This is a genomic window from Psychromonas sp. CNPT3 (genome assembly GCF_000153405.2).
GTDB lineage: Bacteria > Pseudomonadota > Gammaproteobacteria > Enterobacterales > Psychromonadaceae > Psychromonas.
Genome location: NC_020802.1, coordinates 1,974,928 through 1,996,609 on the forward strand (window position 1 = coordinate 1,974,928; position 21,682 = coordinate 1,996,609).

At 40.5% G+C, this 21,682-nt stretch carries 16 protein-coding genes; all 16 read right to left on the reverse strand.

Annotation, left to right across the window (positions count from 1 at the left end; genetic code table 11):
• Position 1 precedes the first annotated feature (1 nt).
• The 16 genes from PCNPT3_RS08590 to tssJ all read right to left on the reverse strand — a co-directional run bounded on the left by PCNPT3_RS08590 (position 2) and on the right by tssJ (position 21,682).
• A complete protein-coding gene (locus PCNPT3_RS08590) occupies positions 2–1,750 on the reverse strand; it encodes a lipase family alpha/beta hydrolase (RefSeq protein ID WP_015465488.1) in 1,749 nt (582 codons plus the stop codon).
• On the reverse strand, positions 1,740–2,093 hold the full coding sequence (locus PCNPT3_RS08595; protein ID WP_015465489.1) for a hypothetical protein: 354 nt from the start codon (positions 2,091–2,093) through the stop codon (positions 1,740–1,742). Before PCNPT3_RS08595 ends, PCNPT3_RS08590 begins: the two co-directional genes overlap by 11 nt.
• A 205-nt stretch (positions 2,094–2,298) precedes the next feature.
• Positions 2,299–3,357, reverse strand: coding sequence for a hypothetical protein (locus PCNPT3_RS08600; protein ID WP_015465491.1), 1,059 nt, complete (start codon positions 3,355–3,357; stop codon positions 2,299–2,301).
• A 1-nt stretch (position 3,358) separates the two neighbouring features.
• Positions 3,359–5,107: a lipase family alpha/beta hydrolase gene (locus PCNPT3_RS08605; protein WP_015465492.1), complete on the reverse strand. Its 1,749-nt coding sequence runs from the start codon at positions 5,105–5,107 to the stop codon at positions 3,359–3,361.
• Complete coding sequence (locus tag PCNPT3_RS08610) at positions 5,097–5,450, reverse strand: hypothetical protein (protein ID WP_015465493.1); 354 nt, start codon at positions 5,448–5,450, stop codon at positions 5,097–5,099. The genes PCNPT3_RS08605 and PCNPT3_RS08610 overlap by 11 nt, the downstream gene beginning before the upstream one ends.
• Positions 5,447–6,004, reverse strand: a complete 558-nt coding sequence (locus PCNPT3_RS08615) for a DUF4123 domain-containing protein (RefSeq protein WP_015465494.1) — start codon at positions 6,002–6,004, stop codon at positions 5,447–5,449. Before PCNPT3_RS08615 ends, PCNPT3_RS08610 begins: the two co-directional genes overlap by 4 nt.
• A gap of 1 nt (position 6,005) precedes the next feature.
• A complete protein-coding gene (gene tssI, locus PCNPT3_RS08620) occupies positions 6,006–8,045 on the reverse strand; it encodes a type VI secretion system Vgr family protein (protein ID WP_015465495.1) in 2,040 nt (679 codons plus the stop codon).
• 86 nt (positions 8,046–8,131) lie between these two features.
• Positions 8,132–8,827 (reverse strand): type VI secretion system ImpA family N-terminal domain-containing protein, encoded by a 696-nt coding sequence (locus PCNPT3_RS08625; protein WP_015465496.1) that lies wholly within the window; start codon positions 8,825–8,827, stop codon positions 8,132–8,134.
• A 215-nt stretch (positions 8,828–9,042) separates the two neighbouring features.
• Positions 9,043–12,588, reverse strand: coding sequence for a type VI secretion system membrane subunit TssM (gene tssM / locus PCNPT3_RS08630; RefSeq protein WP_015465497.1), 3,546 nt, complete (start codon positions 12,586–12,588; stop codon positions 9,043–9,045).
• A 13-nt stretch (positions 12,589–12,601) separates the two neighbouring features.
• On the reverse strand, positions 12,602–14,023 hold the full coding sequence (tssA, locus tag PCNPT3_RS08635) for a type VI secretion system protein TssA (RefSeq protein ID WP_015465498.1): 1,422 nt from the start codon (positions 14,021–14,023) through the stop codon (positions 12,602–12,604).
• Between the two features lie 9 nt (positions 14,024–14,032).
• Positions 14,033–14,794, reverse strand: a complete 762-nt coding sequence (vasI, locus tag PCNPT3_RS08640; RefSeq protein WP_083900331.1) for a type VI secretion system-associated protein VasI — start codon at positions 14,792–14,794, stop codon at positions 14,033–14,035.
• The gene (locus PCNPT3_RS08645; RefSeq protein WP_015465500.1) at positions 14,791–16,347 is read right to left on the reverse strand and encodes a sigma-54 interaction domain-containing protein; all 1,557 of its coding nucleotides are present in this window, start codon (positions 16,345–16,347) and stop codon (positions 14,791–14,793) included. The genes vasI and PCNPT3_RS08645 overlap by 4 nt, the downstream gene beginning before the upstream one ends.
• Positions 16,348–16,353: 6 nt before the next feature.
• Positions 16,354–19,065 carry a type VI secretion system ATPase TssH gene (tssH, locus tag PCNPT3_RS08650; RefSeq protein ID WP_015465501.1) on the reverse strand — a complete coding sequence of 904 codons (2,712 nt, stop codon included), beginning with the start codon at positions 19,063–19,065 and terminating at the stop codon, positions 16,354–16,356.
• Positions 19,066–19,076: 11 nt separating this feature from the next.
• Positions 19,077–19,868: a type IVB secretion system protein IcmH/DotU gene (icmH, locus tag PCNPT3_RS08655; RefSeq protein ID WP_015465502.1), complete on the reverse strand. Its 792-nt coding sequence runs from the start codon at positions 19,866–19,868 to the stop codon at positions 19,077–19,079.
• 3 nt (positions 19,869–19,871) lie between these two features.
• Positions 19,872–21,206, reverse strand: a complete 1,335-nt coding sequence (gene tssK / locus PCNPT3_RS08660; RefSeq protein ID WP_015465503.1) for a type VI secretion system baseplate subunit TssK — start codon at positions 21,204–21,206, stop codon at positions 19,872–19,874.
• A gap of 2 nt (positions 21,207–21,208) precedes the next feature.
• Positions 21,209–21,682: a type VI secretion system lipoprotein TssJ gene (tssJ, locus tag PCNPT3_RS08665; protein WP_015465504.1), complete on the reverse strand. Its 474-nt coding sequence runs from the start codon at positions 21,680–21,682 to the stop codon at positions 21,209–21,211.

Genomic DNA, 21,682 nt, shown 5'->3' on the forward strand with positions numbered 1-21,682 from the left:
GTTAGCACCTTGTTATTTTGTCGTGAATGTCAGGTAGCGCTGCTTTAATTTGGTCTACCACTAATGTTCGAACTTTTGGGCAATTATAAAAATCTTGGTGTTCCTCGGTCGCCTCAATTGCAATAGCGCGAACCTTATCTATTGGCAGGCCTTCTCCCGCGCCGGCGTTTACCGTGCCATCGCCATCGACTAACTTAGCGCCTAAAGTATATTTCTCTACCGCTACCGTCATTGGAGGCATGAATTGATGACTCACCAAGGCTTCGCGTTGTCGTTGTTTTATTTGCCTAGCGCGCTTTATTTCAGCGTCACTGGCCATTAATGTTACGGTGCCGTCACCAAAAAACCAATCGTTGTTTTCGTTGCTAATGGTTTTCCAACTTTCGACGGGCTGTTCGCCCAAGTTATTGCCCCCATGCCACACACTGCAATCGTGAGATTTATCGCTGGTGCTATAAAGCACAATGGTGGTGGAAAAATAATCTCCCGCTAAGGCTTTATGATACTCTTTGCAATCTTCAATTCGTTTATTGAACTCTAATACATACTTCCCTAACTTATCCTTCGTGAGCTCTTCCGCTTTCATTTCGGGGGCCAGTAAAGCCGGTTGCACCATGGAATACCAGCGATCAAAGTGCCGATAAAAATCATAAATTTTGTCGCCATATTCCACCGGCAATAATTTATTCGCTCCGACTCCATTATTGTAATACAACCATTCATGACTTGCTTTACCGCATTTCATCTCTGAGTCGCTCTTCATTTTATAGGCATGATTAGGCAAAAGTTCCAACCCACCTTGGCAAAACCCCGCAACCGCTGTGGTGTCTGCCGCGTTTTTACCCAGCACCAATTTAGAGGCGCCCGTAGAGCCCGCACGAAACTCTTGGTAGAGTTGCGGCGCACCATCGGTCGGCATTGCGCCGTGGATCACCAGCTCTATTTCATCTTTTAATCCCGAAAGTATCACCGCCGAACGCGCGGCAAAACCGCCCATGGAGTGGGTAATTAAAATGATTTTAATGTTATTTTTATCCGCGCCTTCGGAAACCGCCTCCGCAACAAACCCATGTATTTTGTCCTTAATGCGATCGCCGGCCACACGATTACTTAACATCCAGTTATAGCCAACGGCATACACTGGAAACGACGAACCCGGATAGTCGGCTTTAAAATCCCATTCACAGCCCTGTAGCCACTTAAGAAATCCACCGTAACTTGCCCACAGTACACTGCCCCAACCTCGAAACGTCTTCTCTGCTATTTGCTGAGATGACACCGAGGTATACATTTTAAAATAATCTTCATCGCCTTCATCCACCGAGGTTAAATCGTCTTGACGGCCATAGGCATCTTTTTTATACTCATTTGAGATTAATTTTTTACGTCCTTTTGGCCCGGAAAAAACCCAGTCTTTAATGCGAGGGATCCTCCATAATTTACGGGCCACCTGGGGCACTATTTCTGTCGCATAAGCAAAACTCACCTTGAAGTCTACATTACGAGAAAACCACTTTGATAGCCCCTCAAACACGCTGTCATCGTCTAAACTTTGCATTTGAACCAATTCTTGTTTTCGTTTTTCTTTCACGCTTGCCATCGCACTCGATTCATGAAAACCACCTCCGGCCATTGGGTCCCATATGGAATCCCCAGTTTTGGTGTTTTTTAAACGCGATCCCATGATACCGGGAATAAACACCAGCATAATTACCGCGGGCTTGCACCCACACTCTGTATTACACGCCATTATTTGTATCCTTACTGTTGTGTTTTTGACTCCAAGCTAAAAAACCACTGGCTCTAAAGCGAGCTGAACTGGCGGATGTTAAACAGGCCATTCCATCAGGGTGATTATCGCCGCCGGGTTTATAAAATAAAGCTTGTATAAATAATCTCTTCGCGTCAATGTTATGCATCTCGTACTTCAACGCTAACGCCCATTGTTGTGTTAATAACGCGTCGCATTCCGCCCATGTGGCGGGCGCGTTGCCCCAACTTATCCGAGCGTAAACCAACGCCAAAAAATCGATTTGGTCATGTTGTTGCTCTATTTGGGTTATTTCTGGTGCGGTGAATGTCCATCTTTTCATGTATTAACCTCAGCGATGTCCAAAAATTGTTGCTGGTATTGCTCTGGTGTTTTCGCCTGCCAACATGGCCACCGCAACGCGACAAAATAAGGGTTTAAATCGGCGTAAAAAACATATCCGTCACGCGTCACTTCCCGGTGTCGAGGCCGATTGGGTTAACTCGGCCACCTTCCTTCCCTATTTCGCCACGTTACTTAACTCTTCACTACTTAGTTACGCCCATCATGCCATTGGGGCGTATGGTCACGCCTTTAAGGAAACCGTACACAACTTCTGTGCCGTTTAATCCTTTTAATTCAGGGTAATCGTTAATGTCTACATCGCCATCAATTTCGATGTGAGCAAAACGAATACTGTCGGATTTCGTGTCCGTGCTAAACCAACGAAAATCAGAGCTACCAGGGAGATATCCATCACTGATGAACAGTTTCCCTTCTCGCCCCGCCACCTTCATGTTGGTACTGGCAAAAATAGACAACAAGCCCGAGGCCTCTTTTATTCCCTTCGCAATGTAATCGTCTGAGTTTTTACTATGACTTCTTACTCTAATATTCATCCGCGTATTTTTGCCATTATAAAATTTGACTAAGTACCTTTCTATACTGCTCGGTTGCGCCTGTTCAAACACCAATTCATCGTCAAGGCACAATCCTAAACGAGTGTGTGGCCAGGGCACATAATGCACCTGTTCGGCCTTCCCTTGCATTACTTTAAGTTGCTGGCTAAATTTTTGCTTGTACTGCGAGTCACTGCGTTCAAACTTACCTCGCCCTAATCCCGGGCTCATGGTTAAGCCCATATTTTGCTGAGGAAAGTCTTTAAAGAAAAAACTTTTATAGGTATGCATGGCATTCTTATCCACCATCAGTTCTCGAATGTCAGCGTAATAAACCACGGTTTTTAATGGCGAGTCGCCTTTGGTATCTTGCAGTACATAATGCGCCTTAATACTTTTTCTTTCTGTTCGCTTTGCTTCAATATAACTTAACCAGCGCGCAAGGCGGTTATCACCACGAAAAACACCATCGTCATGGTTATTGCTATCAGGGGCGTATACGTTAAAACCGATTTCAGGTAAGCCAAAAGAGCCTTTAACTTGTCGCATGTCCGCCGGCAGTTCCAATTGATAACGCCCGGCACAATTTTGACGAAAACTAAGTTCAAGGGTATTCAAATCGGGTTTACTGCTCATAGCATTGACTCCAGGGGTGATTAATAATAGGCAAAGCCCAAAACGATTAATGATATGTTTCCATATTGGCATGTTAGCACCTTGTTATTTTGTCGTGAATGTCAGGTAGCGCCGCTTTAATTTGGTCTACCACTAATGTTCGAACTTTTGGGCAATTATAAAAATCTTGGTGTTCCTCGGTCGCCTCAATTGCAATAGCGCGAACCTTATCTATTGGCAGGCCTTCTCCCGCGCCGGCGTTTACCGTGCCATCGCCATCGACTAACTTAGCGCCTAAAGTATATTTCTCTACCGCTACCGTCATTGGAGGCATGAATTGATGACTCACCAAGGCTTCGCGTTGTCGTTGTTTTATTTGCCTAGCGCGCTTTATTTCGGCGTCACTGGCCATTAATGTTACGGTGCCGTCACCAAAAAACCAATCGTTGTTTTCGTTGCTAATGGTTTTCCAACTTTCGACGGGCTGTTCGTCCAAGTTATTGCCCCCCTGCCACACACTGCAATCGTGAGATTTATCGCTGGTGCTATAAAGCACAATGGTGGTGGGAAAATAATCTCCCGCTAAGGCTTTATGATACTCTTTGCAATCGTCAATTCGCTTATTGAACTCTTCTGTATAGAAATCCAACTTATCCTTCGTGAGCTCTTCCGCTTTCATTTCGGGGGCCAGTAAAGCCGGTTGCACCATGGAATACCAGCGATCAAAGTGCCGATAAAAATCATAAATTTTGTCGCCATATTCCACCGGCAATAATTTATTCGCTCCGACTCCATTATTGTAATACAACCATTCATGACTTGCTTTACCGCATTTCATCTCTGAGTCGCTCTTCATTTTATAGGCATGATTAGGCAAAAGTTCCAACCCACCTTGGCAAAACCCCGCAACCGCTGTGGTGTCTGCCGCGTTTTTACCCAGCACCAATTTAGAGGCGCCCGTAGAGCCCGTACGAAACTCTTGGTAGAGTTGCGGCGCACCATCGGTCGGCATTGCGCCGTGGATCACCAGCTCTATTTCATCTTTTAATCCCGAAAGTATCACCGCCGAACGCGCGGCAAAACCGCCCATGGAGTGGGTAATTAAAATGATTTTAATGTTATTTTTATCCGCGCCTTCGGAAACCGCCTCCGCAACAAACCCATGTATTTTGTCCTTAATGCGATCGCCGGCCACACGATTACTTAACATCCAGTTATAGCCAACGGCATACACTGGAAACGACGAACCCGGGTAGTCGGCTTTAAAATCCCATTCACAGCCCTGTAGCCACTTAAGAAATCCACCGTAACTTGCCCACAGTACACTGCCCCAACCTCGAAACGTCTTCTCTGCTATTTGCTGAGATGACACCGAGGTATACATTTTAAAATAAGCTTCCGTGCCTTCATCCACCGAGGTTAAATCTTCTTGACGGCCATAGGCATCTTTTTCATCCTCATTTGAGATTAATTTTTTACGTCCTTTTGGCCCGGAAAAAACCCAGTCTTTAATGCGAGGGATCCTCCATAATTTACGGGCCACCTGGGGCACTATTTCTGTCGCATAAGCAAAACTCACCTTGAAGTCTACATTACGAGAAAACCACTTTGATAGCCCCTCAAACACGCTGTCATCGTCTAAACTTTGCATTTGAACCAATTCTTGTTTTCGTTTTTCTTTCGCGCTTGCCATCGCACTCGATTCATGAAAACCACCTCCGGCCGTTGGGTCCCATATGGAATCCCCTGTTTCGGTATTTTTTAAACGCGACCCCATGATACCGGGAATAAACACCAGCATAATTACCGCGGGCTTGCACCCACACTCTGTATTACACGCCATTATTTGTATCCTTACTGTTGTGTTTTTGACTCCAAGCTAAAAAACCACTGGCTCTAAAGCGAGCTGAACTGGCGCATGTTAAACAGGCCATTCCATCAGGGTGATTATCGCCGCCGGGTTTATAAAATAAAGCTTGTATAAATAATCTCTTCGCGTCAATGTTATGCATCTCGTACTTCAACGCTAACGCCCATTGTTGTGTTAATAACGCGTCGCATTGCGCCCATGTGGCGGGCGCGTTGCCCCAACTTATCCGAGCGTAAACCAACGCCAAAAAATCGATTTGGTCATGTTGTTGCTCTATTTGGGTTATTTCTGGTGCGGTGAATGTCCATCTTTTCATGTATTAACCTCGGCGATGTCCAAAAATTGTTGCTGGTATTGCTCTGGTGTTTTCGCCTGCCAACATGGCCACCGCAACGCGACAAAATAAGGGTTTAAATCGGCGTAAAAAAAACGTTCGAACGGCGCTAAAAATTCCGCTTGGCGCTCGAGAGTGCTGCCGTTTAAATAAAAATGGCACACTCGGGGATCGTAGCTGCGAAAGCGCGTTTCGGTGCCATCGGGTAACTCGGCATAAATGCGTTGTTGCCATTGGCCAATTAAGGCCGATTTGGTTAATGTAGAGTCAAACCACAAACACCCATAACCTTGGGGATCGGCCGTTAAACAATGGCGCATTAAATCCACGTTATTGTTTACGGCGATCAACCAAGGGCCGTTGTCGGCCAAATGTTGATCGCTTACATTAAATACGCTGTCGTGCTCCATACTTATGCCTTTTGCGTAAGCGAGTGGCTCGGGGCATGAGGCGCCATCAATAAGCAACCACTGGGGTTGCAATGCTTGCAATGACGCCAAGCGATTTTGTTTTTCTTGCTGTGTAGCTCCAAACATATTATTCCCCACAATCTTTGCATTCATCCACAAAAGCATTACCGGTGTTTGTGGCACTTTTTAACGACGTTATTGGAGACACACTGCCCGTGGCCACAATCACTTTACCGTTGAGTTTGATTATTGGTGCGTCGATAGTAACGCCTGAAGAATCAATGGTTATTTTTCCTGACGGCCCTTGAATCACTATTTTTTTAGAGCCGTTTAAGGTGAGTTCTTTGGTGTGAATAAGAACGCTTTCAGCGGATTCGAATATCGTTTTACCTTGTACTTTTTGCGTATAGTGACCGTCGACTTCCAGATCATGATTGGCGCGTGAAAATTCATGACGGCGATCTTTTACTTCGAGTCGATAATGGCGTCCCACCACTGTTTTTTTATCTTGACCAATTTCAACGTGTTGGTCTTGACCAATTTTATGACGTTGGTCGCGACCAATTTCGTTCGACTCGTCTTGCTCTACTTTTAAACGTTGATCTCGACCAATGTGTTTATTTCGGTCATTGCCGACGGTTAATTTTTGATCGTGGTTAATATCTTCGTGATGGTCTTTTTCCGCATGGAGATAAATTAATTCCTGATCATTTTCATCTTCAAAGCTCAATTCATTAAAGCCCGTGCCTTTATGTGTTTGGGTACGTAACACTGTTTTGGTTTTGTTTCCCGGCAAGCCATAAGGTGGCAAGTTAGCAGCATGGTAACTGCGCCCCGTAATAATGGGTTGGTCGGGATCGCCCTCTAAAAAGCTCACAATCACTTCATGACCAATGCGTGGCAGTGCCATCATGCCGTACTGGCCACCCGCCCAACCTTGGCTTACGCGTACCCAGCAACTGGCATTTTCGTCGGTGTTGTTATAGCGATCCCATGGAAAGTGAATTTTAACCCGTCCAAATTCATCACAAAAAATCTCTTCTCCTGCCGGCCCTACCACCATGGCAATTTGCGGCCCATCAACGCGAGGTTTATGTTCACTTACGCTGCGCCATTGGCGATGTCCGGGGATAGCCACAAAGGTATTATTGTAAGTGGTCATGCCCTCGCCACCTGACTCTTCAAGCGCTTGTGGCTGCGTGCCCACATGAGTGAGCGACACCAATAACCAATCACGATTGATGGCGGTCTCGGGATGATCTTGTAATTCAAACTTCAAACCTGAGAGTAATTGAGGCACGTTACTTTCAGCCGTGGCCACATTTGAATCACGGCGTAATTGCTCGATACGAACACGCGTAAATGCTTTACCATTAATGTCATCTTTATAGCGACCGGGGTGATCATAATGTTCATAACTTGGGCGCTGATACGCCATCTCAATCCCTTGTTGCTGATGTAAAAAACTGTAGGCAGGCTTTTTAAAACTGTGATCTTTAAGGCTCGCATAGCTAGGTTGCATCTGCATTTTTTGAGAAAAAGAGCGCACAAAAGGACGCTTACTAACGCCACTACTTAATGCGTTGTAAAGCACAGGCTCTTTTAAGGTGCTGAGCACTTGGCTGTCATTACTAAATATCAACGTGTGCTTGTCTACGCTATGCGTAAAGTGATAAAAAATGCCCTCTTCAGCGCCTAAACGCTGGATAAAATCGAGATCTGTTTCTCTGTACTGCACACAATATTCGCGTTTTTGAGACGTACCTGAGAGTGAAAATGCAAAATCATCAATGCCCATTTCAACCAATAAACAAGAGATAATCTCAGGCACCGATTTTTGTTGAAAAATCCGGCTATTATGACGTAAAGATAAGCGGTGTAAGGCAGGTACTAACGTAAGGCTGTAATATGTATGATGATGCCCTGTATCGCCTCGCTCAAATGAGCAAGCAATGCCATGAATACGCTGTTGCACGATACCATCTTGAAATATGCTTAACAGCACCACTTGATCAACTACCTGCTCAGCGCTAATACGCGCATCACGACTGGCAAGCTGAAGGTCATATTGATAGGTTGATGAGAGCGCTTCTTCACCTGTAAATTTAAGTACACTTAAGTTATCAATATCGCCAACACTTAACGTGAACTGTAGTCCTGTTGCCATCACCGCCTTTCTCCTCATTAATAAATCAATGATTGAACCGATTTTAAATACACACGTATCTAATGTTAGCGTTACTTTTTTAAATACTATTCAGTTATTAATAAAACATTCACACCTATATGCGTAAAACTTATCATCAACAACACCGCGACGATGATGCCGATAGAAAAACTGAGCATACAATGCGTTTTATTTTTTTGCTTTGTTTTAACAATATTGCTCTTCTCTATCAGATGACTAATGCGATGTGTTTCTAATTGATCAATATGCTCAAAAACAAGAAAAGCAATTGACTCTATATCGGGTACATGATCGGGTTGATGTTTCTCTAACATGGCATATAAACGTTGACATGCACGCTCACAACGATAAAGCTCTCGCAATTGTTCTGGACTCGCCTTTAAGATGCGGATCTCCGGTGCCACTCGCGAAATCATCCACGTATATAATTCAACGCGTCGTTGCGCAGGAAACTCTGACGAGGCTAAAAACGCATTATTGACCGCAACTTGTAGCTCTAAACCATTTGCTAAGCCTAGTAAACCCTGCGTTTTAACCGCTGCTACGGTATAATAAATAGAAACCAGTAGATCAACGCCTTCACTTGCCCCAACACGCTCACACAAAATACGTATTTTTTCCCAATCAGGCCCTCCAGAAAAAGGCCTAAAACGACGATTTATCTCATTACGGATTTGTTCATATAACGCGGATCCACGTAACTGAGCTTCATCTAATACCAATTTAAATTGGCTTGTATCAGAAAAATACAACTTACTCACGGCCGATCCTACTTATTTAAATAAAACGCATACCATGCACGTTTTTATGAATATAACGCCTCATCAAAACGCAAAGTAAAAGAGTCAAATCATTTTCTACTTCGCATCTTGATAAGCCCATACTGGAACGTTTAATACACTTCCCAAAAAATAATTTTAATCTGTAAAACAACTTACTCGCTTAATATACGTACTAAAAATAAGCGTAATGTTCATTAATACAGTGTATTAGATAACTTAAATGATTTAAATAATGATGTCGTAAATGGATTATTATCCGCTTCACTATGTAAACGATAACGAGCATAACCCCCATCAATTTTAAATTTATAGTCAACACTCGTTGCACTTGCGCTTATTACCTGCCCTTTATCTAATAAGCGGAAAAATGCCCACGGCCCTTGTATTTTGATACTTCGTGGTGATCTATTTGGAGCTGATGGTACTAAAGTCACTTTACTTGTCGCAGATGCTCGTAAGGTATTAGGCCACAGTAATTCAACAGATTTTCGTGGCCCATGACTATATTCAACATATTGCCCATCGACATTGATCACACTGCGACGTTTATTCGCACTTAGCTCAATGGGCTCAAGTGAAAACTCTACATTCAAAATCCCTTTGCGATTGAAAAATGCTTGTTGGATCTTTTTCGCTTGTTGCAATTGATCTAAAACCTCTTGTCTAATTAATGAATGCCCTGAATTACTCTCACTTTTCGCTAAACTTTCATCCATAAATATTTTTAATTGCTTATTATAAAACTCATTTAACGTGCCATTAGGCGCAAAAAATTGTTCAAAGTCTTGCAATGATACGTCTTTCTTAGATTGCGCATCAAAAGGATAACGAGACGCTAGTTTTTCTTGATATTCTTTATAAACATCATCTATCCAACGTACCTCTAAATATTTTATCGCTTCTTGTTTTACAACATACCAACTTTCATCTGCTAATTTTTTAATCATAGAATCGAGTGGTTTAGGTAAACCTGATGCGATGCGTTGTAATACATAAATAGGATCAGCATTACTCAAATCAACTCGAGCTTGTGTCGCAGCTAACGCAGCTTTACCCATGTCTGGGGCATTTTGGATAGATTTTAAATAAGATAATAATTGATCTACCGCATTAATCACCTCGTCCATGTATACCGGTTGAGTATCTTGAGTCTCTAATAACGCGTTCAATTGTGAAAATTTGCTATCAATCATTGTTGCCACTTTATATTTTGGCAATTTCATCAGTTCAAGCCTTTCTTTGGCATTTTCTGGTAATGTTGGAAATAAACGTGTATTCGTCTTTAATGTTTGTAATAAGCGCATAAACGGTTGTTTATTGCCCGTAATGTTATCTAATACCAACACCGCACCATTAATATCAGCAAAATACTTCACATTAATATTGTTGATAGCAACTCGCCAAGTATCAGTATAATCCGCCACATACTGAGCGCGAATTTTATCGCGTAAGACCTTTTTATCGGCCTCACTAAACTCTGCTGATTTACTTTTTCCTAATACCCAATTATCTAATAATGCCAATTCAGATACCAAATCTGATTTGGGCATAAAATAACGATCAAAACCATCTTTAGTTAAAAAATCAGGGATCAAGTAATGCGCGTGATTCTCCATACGTTGTTCAAAAACCAAATTAAACACAGGGCCAATATTATTGCGTAAATCTAATGGAGCACCGAGTACGCTAATCGCTTCTTTTTTCAAATTACGATAAACACGCTCTGCTATTGGTAATACACTCAATGCACGTTGATTTTTTGCCACTAAACTATCGTATGGTTGCAATACATATAAAGCATCCTTATCTCCTTGTTGTCTGGCACCTTGTAAGTCGGTATGTTGCATCGCATAATCTAAATGCAGTAATAACATCTCTTGGGTTTGACGCTGCCTAGGGTAAGATTTTTGCCACACATGCATAAAATAATCTTCGACTAATTTATCATTACGCCCACTTTTATCCGTTAACATACGATATACACGTAATAAGGTTAACTTGTTATCGTCGCTTTGAGCGATTGACAAATTCTTCATTACTTGTTGCATTAGTATCGGCAAGTAACTGTTTCTTAATAAGTTAAGGTACGTTTCTTCCACTTTAGGCCCGATAATGTGACCTTGATATAAACCCATATCTGATATAAATCGCGACTTATCACGAAAAAAACCAAACTCTAATGTTGCTTTACGAATGGTATTTAATGGCACCAAAATATCGCGACTATCCGTTGTCAATAGATCTAGTGCATATTCTTTTTTGTAATTATTTACCTGCACTAATACCGCATTCGCTTGCGCTATGTTCTTTTTATAGTACTCATGCCAAGAGCCAATCAATAACAAAGATGCAATACTGCATGCAACTACTGACAGCATAAGTAAACGACGTTTATGTTTGGCTGCTCGAAAGTTATCTGATGCTAAACCCGCCTCGGCATAAATGACCTCACTAAAGAGTTTTTGCGTAAAATAAGGTGTTGAATTTTTTGCGTCTTGAGCACTATTGATAGAAGATGGAAGACTATAACGACGCGAAGCCGCATCAACAAAGGCATTACTCGGAACCCCTTGTTGATAAACCGATAAAAAATATACCCCACGCACAAGCGCTGAAGTTGAAAACTGATCACTGCCTAAAACTTCATGTAAAAATTGCTTTAATACATCGTGCATTCCGGCCATCTGCCGAGAAAAACTATAAATAGCACGACGCTCTTCTGCATCAATAGAGCTTAATAACGAACGAGGTAAACAATCATTAATGCGGGTTATAAATGATGAATAATTTTCATCAAATTCACCTAACCAACTATCTTGATCTTTAACCGAATCCATCGTAAAAGTAAAACCTAATATCTGTTCACGTTGAGCGCGCGTATATTGCCTGAAAAAAGGTTCAAAACCATATAACAAATCTAACTTCGTTAGCGTAATATAAACAGGAAGACGCGTTGATAACTTCTCCATTAATTCACGTAAACGCGCACGTAACAAACTAGAATAAGCGAGTCGCTCTGTGGTGCGTGCTGTCGACAAGTTCTCTATATCAAGCGCTAAAACAACCCCATTTAAAGGCCGACGACTGCGTATTTTTTCTAACCACTGTATAAAATGCAACCACAAACGTCGCTCAACTTCACCCTCTTCAGAATCATCCATGTTACCTTGAGTTAGTAACTCCCCATCGGGATCAATTAATACAGCGTCATCACTTATCCACCAATCAAATGAATAAGGATTCTCACTTTTATTACCCGATGCTCGAAGTACAGAAGAAAAAACAAAATTTTGCCCCGAACGATTGATTAAACTTGTTTTTCCTGCATTTTCTAATCCTAAAACCAAGTACCAAGGCAATGCATATAAATAATTACGCTTGTTCATGCTTTCTTTCATTGCTAGCATGACTTGATTTAACTCTATTTCTTGGCGCTCTTCATAATGTTTAATAGGATCATTTTTATGCAACGCCTCAAGATCTTTTTCTTCATGATAGCGTTGTAAACGGCGCCATTGCAATATGCCCCAAGCGGTCATACAAAAGAGTAAAAAAATAATAGTTGTTATTGATCTCGCAAGCACCGACTGCAAAGGATTATCTCCTGAAATCACTAGCTTCGGCCCCGCCCACCAAATCGCAATATTGAGTAAAATGAAAATTATAACAAGTAAAATAGGCATTGCTGCTCGTAATCCTGGGACTACCTTCATTAATATTGTTTTTAATTTATTCCACATATATTGTTTATTCCTACGCTTTAATGTCAGTCACGTTTTCAAGACGCTGAATAAGTGACGGTTCCCAATCAGTAACAGAAAATGACTGGGCTTGAATTTTTAATGTTGTATATTGTGCACTCGCTAACGCGCCTAATTTATAGTTATGCATTACATCGGCAGATAACATTCGCCAATAAAATTTATCACGTGGCTCTTTAGCCTCTTTTAAACCTTCATTTAACATCGCTAATGCCACAGAAACACCTCCATCTTCAGCCAATACAAATGCTTTTTTTAAGGTTTCATCCCATAAACCCGGCATTGTACCTAACGAGTTACAATTATTAACATCATTGAGCCAGCGCTGCGTTTCTTGACTCGCAAATGCAACTGAGCCTTGAAAAGACATGTTTAATAAAGTGGGTAGACGCCCGATAAAAATTAAAAGCTCATCCCTTATAGCTGTCGCTAAATCTTTTTCGCCTAATTTCATCGCTATTCGAAAACTTAAATAATGTCCATCGAGCCAAAATGGCGTTAACGTCAAGCTTTTTTCTACTTTACGCCATAAAACTAAATCTGCCCCTCGCTCTAATTGATCTTCATACTCTTGAATACGATCTATTGATAACGGCATTAATTGTGTTTGCCCATGTTGATCTGCATCAGGTAGCGAAACAACCGCTAACCACGTCGCTAAACGACGCAAACGTAAGCTGTAAACAGAGCCATTATCCAGCTCAGTTAAAAAATCGGCCATTTTAAATAACGTTTGTTTCGTAGCACGATCGCTACTACTGTCAGTTTTAAACTTGCTAATAGCAGATAAATTCGAGGCCGTATTTTCGCTCTCAGCCTTTAAAGTACTCGACTCTGACGTTCCAGGTAATACGGTATCCACACTAAGCGGTGATAATTTATTCGTTAATAAAACTTGTACGTCATCAACTAAAGTAAGCGGTAATGAATATGTTTTTACTACCTCTTTCCATTGCTCAATGGCATTTTCAAGTTCGACTTTTAAATCAACAGCAAACATTTCAGCATCTAAGTTTTGTGCAGATTTAAATGTTCTTTGCGCTATTTGACTAAAAAATTTACGACGTGGTAATGCCCCTCTATCACCAGGAGCCGGATAGCAGGTCTCCCAAAAGGCAGTCATAAAATCAATTAATATATACACAGATAACGTGAAACGCTCTGCGCTTGCTTGATACTGCATACATTGTAGTAAGTATGTTAATATTTTTAGATCTTTTGTTTTATTCTCCAATAAATTCATACAGATCTTCTCTATTTCATCCCACTGCACTTCACCATGTGAAAGAGAGCCCACTTTTATCATCTGTGTTTCCACAAAATCAAGTAACGGATCATCAAGCAGACGCTCACCCACCGCGCATTTCGCTCGGATAGGTTTTTTTATTCGTTCACGATAATTTTTCATGTTCATGAGTGACTCCTACCAACGACATGCTTTACGTAACGGCTTTATTGACTGACTCAGATCCTTTGTATCAAAATAAAGACCATCTATCTCAGCGCTATTGGAACGAAACACTAACTGCGTGTTATCTAGCATCGTTTTCATTATCTCAATCGCAGTGAGACCCCGCCCAGAGCGAATAATAAAACCACTATTATCACTACTCCAGATTTGAGTTAAAGCTGGATTTCCCGGTATCGTAATACCTATTCGTGCACTCTTAATTGCTTTAGGTAATACTATCTCCACACGACTGATATTGTCTAAACAGCTCAACATCAAAATAGGTAATTGTTTGTTTTTAGATGTTTTTTCAGTCAATGGCTTAGCTAATAACAACAATGAGGATGGATCTGAGTGATATACACCTTTACTCGTTGCCGTTAACCACATGTCTGCCTTTTTATTATTAATATCTGCATAAGTTAAATTAAAACCACGTTTGTTTTTTCGAGTTGACTCTCCCGTAAACGCTCGCTTCCACACCTCCGATCTTGTTGGCGTTATTATCACTTTAGTCTTTTGTTGCATGTATTCAATAGGTGTATTAAACGTTTCATCAAAACATTTTAAACGCTGTAATCGACCTTCAATTTTAGTACATACTTGCTCATGCATTACCGATCCGTTGTTGTTAACACTCGTAACTTCAGCCGCTAACACATTAAAAGACAAGCAATATAATAAAAAGGCATAACCTGAACAAAGTAGTAAACGTAATGATCTTTTTCTCATCATTTAACCTTTAATTTAAATTTTAAGCATTTACCTGCCAAAGTTCTTTTAGGTAAACCTAAACTCTCCGCAGCTTTTGTTCGATCACCACTAAATTGCAGCAAACGAGAACGAATGATCTCTCTTTCATAATTTTGTAATGCTAATTTTAAATTTCGAATATCAATAATCTGTTTTTTCTTCTTTTTCACCTCATCAACAGCCGTCATACTTATGTCAGTCTCAAGGCCTAATATAAGCGCTCGATCATCAAAACTTTCAATTCCAACCTCTTCACCATTAGCCGTTTGTGCACAAGCAAACTCTATCAAATGACGTAATTCACGAACATTGCCAGGAAAACTGTAACTGCATAGATGATCTAGCGCGCTGTAACAAATGCCTCTAATATTCGTTTTATGATCCTCATTAAATTTATCAACAAAGTGCAATGCTAATTCTGAAATATCATCAGCACGCTCTTTTAATGTTGGTAAAAGTAACGGATATTGATATAACCGATAATATAAATCATGACGAAAATCACCTGACTCAACCCGACTTCGCAAATTAACATGGGTGGCTGCAACCAGACGAAAATCAGAGCTTATTTCCTTCTCTGAGCCGACAGGGCGAAATTTATGCGTCTCTAAAACACGTAATAATTTAGCCTGTAAAGCCAAAGGCATATCACCTATTTCATCTAAAAATAAAGTGCCTCCATCTGCCTCTTCCACTAAACCTTTTTTTTTACGCTCAGCGCCAGAAAATGCCCCTTTTGCATGTCCAAACCATTCACTTTCAAGTAAACTCTCCGGCGTTGCTGCACAATTGATTGCAATAAAAGAACCTTTATTACGAGCAGATAAGTCATGTACTGCACGCGCTACAAGCTCTTTACCCGTACCCGTTTCACCTTGTATTAGTACGCTCAGCCCTGATTGTGCAGCAGTGACGATTTGAGTGCGTAATCGATTAATTAGATCACTGCTACCAATTAATTTACTGGTTAAATTAATTGACATTCCACGTTGACTCTCTTGTTGACGTAAACGTGTAATAGACTCATTTAAAACTGTTTTTTGATTTTCTTGTTGACCTTTATCTTGGATCATTTGCCAATGACGAAGAAATAATTTACTAAATTGTATACAGTCATTTTCAGCTAGCACCGCGTCAATAATTGCAGGTGGCGCCATCACAACTAATAATGCTTTTACCTTATTTTCTACCTCGCAAAGAGGCAAGATCAAGACACTATCCGTACGTGAAATATTGCTCATTAAAGCGCAAAAAGCCGAATTAGAGCGCCAATAAAGTAATCGTTTCGCATCAAGTCGCATTAAAGATGCAGATTGCAACGCGTGTGCAAAAGGGCTATCAAAATCATTAACCCCCCAAAGTAACTTTTGAGGATGATTAATCGCCATTAAGTTTCGCCCATCGGCACACGGAAATAATATGTGCGCAGCAGACAAATGTAACTCGGTCTTTAATGCCTCAATAAATTTAAGTGCCAATTCATTACAGTCATGTATAGCGGTTAATTCACTTGCTATTTTAAGCCACTGAACCATTAATAATTACTCCACTTCACCAAAAAACTCGCCGTCTTTCACTGTCAAATAAATACGATGTACATCTTCACGAGCCGCTAATTTATTTAATAATGCAAGTGATATTGCAGGTAACATTTGACCTTCAATAATGGCTTCTAACATTCGAGCACCATTTTCAGAACGTGTTGAACGACGCAAAATTTCATCTATTAAGGAGTCATCTATTTTTACTTCAGCCTTATAACGACTCATAAATAACGTTTCTAAACGAGATAATTTTCCACAAATTATTTGTTTTAAAATAGACTCTCCAAGTGGTCGATAGACAACAACTTCCATGCGTGCGAGTAACGCAGGTTTAAAGAAAGCCGCCAACTCAGGATAAATTTTATCTTCAATTATTCCTGTTTCAATGCGATGGTCAACAATGCTTTGATAAGCCAAATTTGAAGTTAAAAAGAAAACAATATTTTGACAATCAATCAAGCGACCTTCACCATCAGCCATCTCACCTTTATCAAATGCTTGGTAAAATAAATTTAATACATCAGGGTGTGCCTTTTCGACTTCATCAAGTAAAACAATTGAATATGGCATTTTACGAATAGCTTCGGTTAATACGCCACCTTCACCAAAACCAACATAACCAGGAGGCGAACCGATTAAACGAGATACAGTATGCTTTTCTTGATATTCTGACATGTTTATTGTGGTCAGAAATTGCCGTCCGCCATATAACTTTTCAGCTAATTGCAAAACAGTTTCTGTTTTTCCTACTCCACTTGGACCCACTAATAAAAAAGCACCTTTGGGTCTACCTGGTCGACGCAAATCTGCACGTGAAGTTAACATATGTCGATGAATTGTAGCGAGTGCAGTATCTTGACCTTTTATTGTTGCACCGAGTAACTGCGGTAAATTAGTTATTTTAGTGAGTTCGTCTGCATTCATTTGCTCAACGGGTACACCCGTCCAATCCGCAATGACCTCTGCTATTTGCTCTGCATCTACTTCCGGGTGCATTAACACTTCGCTATGAGGGATAGCGGCAAGCTCTGCATATAGACTCTTTAACTGTTCACGTAACTCATTCTCTTGCTCTGGCGTCTTTTTTTGTGGCGCAATAGATGCACTTTCAACTGCAATGTTAGTCGATTCTGTTTCAACGCTAACATCGGTATCTGTATCGCTATCTGTATCGCTATCAATACCTGTCGATATCGCAACACTATCATCTAAAATACTTTGGCGGATAATAATCACTTTCTCAACTACTTCACGCTGTATCTCCCAAGCATCATGCAACTTTTTAATCAATGCTCGCGTCTCTACTTCTAATTTTAATAATTCGTCTAAACGCTCTTCATCAATATTTCGAGCTAACTTTTTTTGACGATTTAACATGTTAATTTCAAGTTGGCGTTGATAACAAATATTTTCAAGTTCGCCAATGCGACGAGGAGGAGAGCTCAAATTAATTGCTATACGAGCACAGGCAGTATCAAGTACATCAATCGCTTTATCGGGAAGTTGACGACCCGATACGTAACGAGCCGATAGCTCAGCGGCAGCTCGAAGCGCCTCATCACTGATAAGTACCTTATGCGCTTTCTCATAAACTTGATGCAAACCACGTAAAATATCCACCGCTTGCTCTACGCTAGGCTCATCTAATTTTACGAGTTGAAAACGACGATTTAAGGCGGGATCTTTTTCAAAATATTTTTTGTATTCTTTCCAAGTAGTGGCCGCTATCGTACATAATTCACCTCGGGCAAGTGCTGGTTTCAATAAGTTCGCCGCATCATTACCATCTTGATTACCCGCTCCTATTAAAGTATGCGCCTCATCTATAAATAAAATTATCGGTGTTGATGATGCTTTTACTTCATCAATAAGCCCTTTTAAACGTTTTTCAAATTCACCTTTTACCGACGCTCCCGCTTGCAAACGTCCCAAATCCAATGACATTAATTCAACGTCACGCAATGACTCCGGCACTTTATTTTCAACAATACGCAATGCTAAGCCTTCGACAACAGCACTTTTACCTACACCTGCATCGCCTACTACAATAGGATTATTTTTACGACGACGACACAATATATCAATCATTAAGTTAATTTCAGCATCCCGGCATATCACCGGATCTAACTCACCTTTTCGTGCTTGCTCAGTAAAATTACAACAAAAACGTGATAAAGCAGTCGTTGAATCATTCAATACCGATACTGATTTAGACGTATCGAGCGGAGCTGGAGACTCTGTAGAGCCAGAGGTTAAGATCGAAAAATTCTTACGCAACGTCTCACAATTAAAAGATTTTAATAAATCATGTAAGCTAAATTCTAAGTAACGATCCGAGCGTAATAACGCGGCTAAAAAAATAGCCCCTGAACGTAGCTCTGTCTCATTAAGTTCAATTGAGCTTAATAACCACGCATCTTGTAATAATTCAACTAATAATGGCGAAAAAGCGGGGTAAGTCTCGTGACTATCGTTACTACGAGCCATCACTGCACCAATCTTTTGCTTTAGAACATCATGATCTAGACCCGCTTGTTTAATTAATACTCGAACATCCGATAATGGATTTTCAAGTAAACTAAAAAGCAAATGCTCAAATGTTACTTCTGAATTTTGACGACTAATACATACCGATGCAGCTTGCTCTAAAGCAAGCTTCGTTTGCGCATTTAATTTACCAATTAATGTTGGCAGTTCGATTCTTATCACAAGCTCACCTTTTATTGTAGTATTTGATTTAGTTGCTCTAATACATCCGTTGATTTAGTGTGTAATAACAACGAATAGCCTATAAAAATAACCACGCAAGTCACTAAAAACCCGGAAAACACTATCGGTAAAGGTATTTGACGACTTATATTATATTTTGTCGTTATCACATGTTTTGTTGCATGCGTCAGCTCTTCCGGTTCGTTTTCTTGTATGCGACGTAATATTGCATATAAATTCGCAACCACTTTGTCATACTCATCTCGCCCGTTACTCATTACTCGGTATTGACCTTCAAAACCAAGACAAAAAGATAAGAATATAAACTCTAAAAGCTCCTTATAACGCGTAGGTTCCCCTTCGAGACGATTCAAAATAATGAATACTTTCTCTCCGCCCCACGTTTCATTGTGAAAACGGCTAAGTAATGAGTTTTCAATCCAAATACTATCGGCGCCCCATGCTGTATTCATCACTGCTTCATCTATAAATGAACACAGAACATAACGGTAAGAAATTATCACTGCACGCTCATAACCCGCCTCTTTTAACTCAACTTCAATCGCCTTTACTTCTTCAACGGCTTGCTTGTAAATATCATAAACATTGTCACAAGTTGATAATCCTCTTACGCGTAACGCCATACCCATCAAAGGCGTAGCTGCATCAATTAAAGGGTTAATATTGTCACCACGCAACTTAAACCAATAGTCTTGATCTGCGTCTATTTTACTGACTTCATCAAAAAGCAAATTGTTATAACTCTCCAATGAGGTCGGTTCATCAAATAATACATCTGCCATAAATTAACTCCTTATTGCCCAGAACTGCAGATCAAGATCAGGTAAATCTCCCGCTACATGAAATGCAAAACCACTCGAATTGTTGATCATTTTCCATGCGGGATTTGTCTTATCTAATTGATAATAAGTGTAGCCAGCATGATAGGGAAGTTGACGAGGGGCAACCGGTAGTGCAATTATAGGTATCCCCGGTAATTGCAATGATATCAACTCACGAATTTTTTCAACGGAGGCGACTTTGGTCTGTTGAATAAATAATTTGCGTAACTCATCAAGTGGCATTTTAGCGCGCACAGATAAAATAAAATCAGCATCACGTAATAATGAGGGATCTTGTACTGGTGCTACCATGATGCCATATTTGCGTTTGTGTAATTGCAACGAAACGGCGCGGGGCTCAAGAACAATACTCAGTGATTGACGTAACATCGACATCACCGATAAAAAAGACTCTAATGGCATATCATGGTTGTAACTAACAAATTCAGGCGCTAATCGACTTTCATCTGTAAATGAAGAAAGCTCTCCACACATAGCACTCAAACTTTCATACAAACGTTCGGGGTGAAGGCTACGTAAATTCGATAAATGTTGTAATTGTGGTTGCATTCGATTTAAAGCTTGTAACAACATAAAATCAGATACATCAGCAACGCCTCCTTGACTTGGCGAGCCTATACGTTGCGCTATATTCTTCGCGCGTTCACGCATTAAACCTGCCATTTCACCTATAAAACGGTGTAATACTGGCACGCCAGAAACATTTAAGTGGCAAGGGATAAAATTTGTATCTAACACCACACTACCATCAGGACGTTTTTCTAAAATACGTGCAATAGCAATAGACGCATATGCACTTCTATCTTCTTTCTCTAACATTAAGCGGACAGAGACAGAGCTAACATCAATGTTTGTTGTATCGCCTTGCTGGGTATGAATATCTCGCGCTTCATGACGGACTAATTGATAGCGCCCGCCTCCTGCGCTATCAGGCCAGCTTATCTCAGTAATTGAATCTGTGCGTAAGGAAATAGCTAAATATACGATTTGATTCGCAAATGAGCTATCAACAATTTCTAATGCTTTGGGTAACATATCTTCTTGTGGGATATAAAATATAGTACCGTCAGGCATCACTCCCACAGCTCGCTCTATTGCAATACGACCAAAACTTAAATATTCTGGATTTAATAATATTTCAGTGATCCCATACAGGTAACGACTGACAGATCCAATGCGTACATCAATTAGATGCTCTGTATAACGTTGCTGTTGCTGAAAATGTTGTGGCTTAATAAACAAGCCCTCACTCCAAACAACTCTATTTCTTGCAGACATTTTTAATTCTCGATATTTAAGTTAACTTCATTTTCTTGAAAAAGCATTAACAAATGGTATTCCTGCCCTAACGGCTTCACTTTCAATACTTTTTTCCATTGACTCTTATCAGGATCTGAATAACGCGCAATTACACCGATATAATGAGTATCTTCATCTATTTTTTTCGTGTCTATGTACTTAAATTGACCGGGTAATAAAGCATAATCAGAATGATCTATATAGTTGCTTTTTAACGCACTCTTGGTATCTTTAATTAATTGGTCATAATCTGCATTTAAAAACATTGAATCGTCTTCTAATTCGAAAACTTGAACTTCAATTAGGGTACCTTCTCCACTGAGATTTGGATTCACAGTCGCACTAGCAACCATGCTATACGTCACCGTGCTAGGCTGTATTTTCGGATCATAAGTCGAACTACATGCAAACAACTGCGTTGATAACATAGCGACAATGATTAAACGACCGATCAT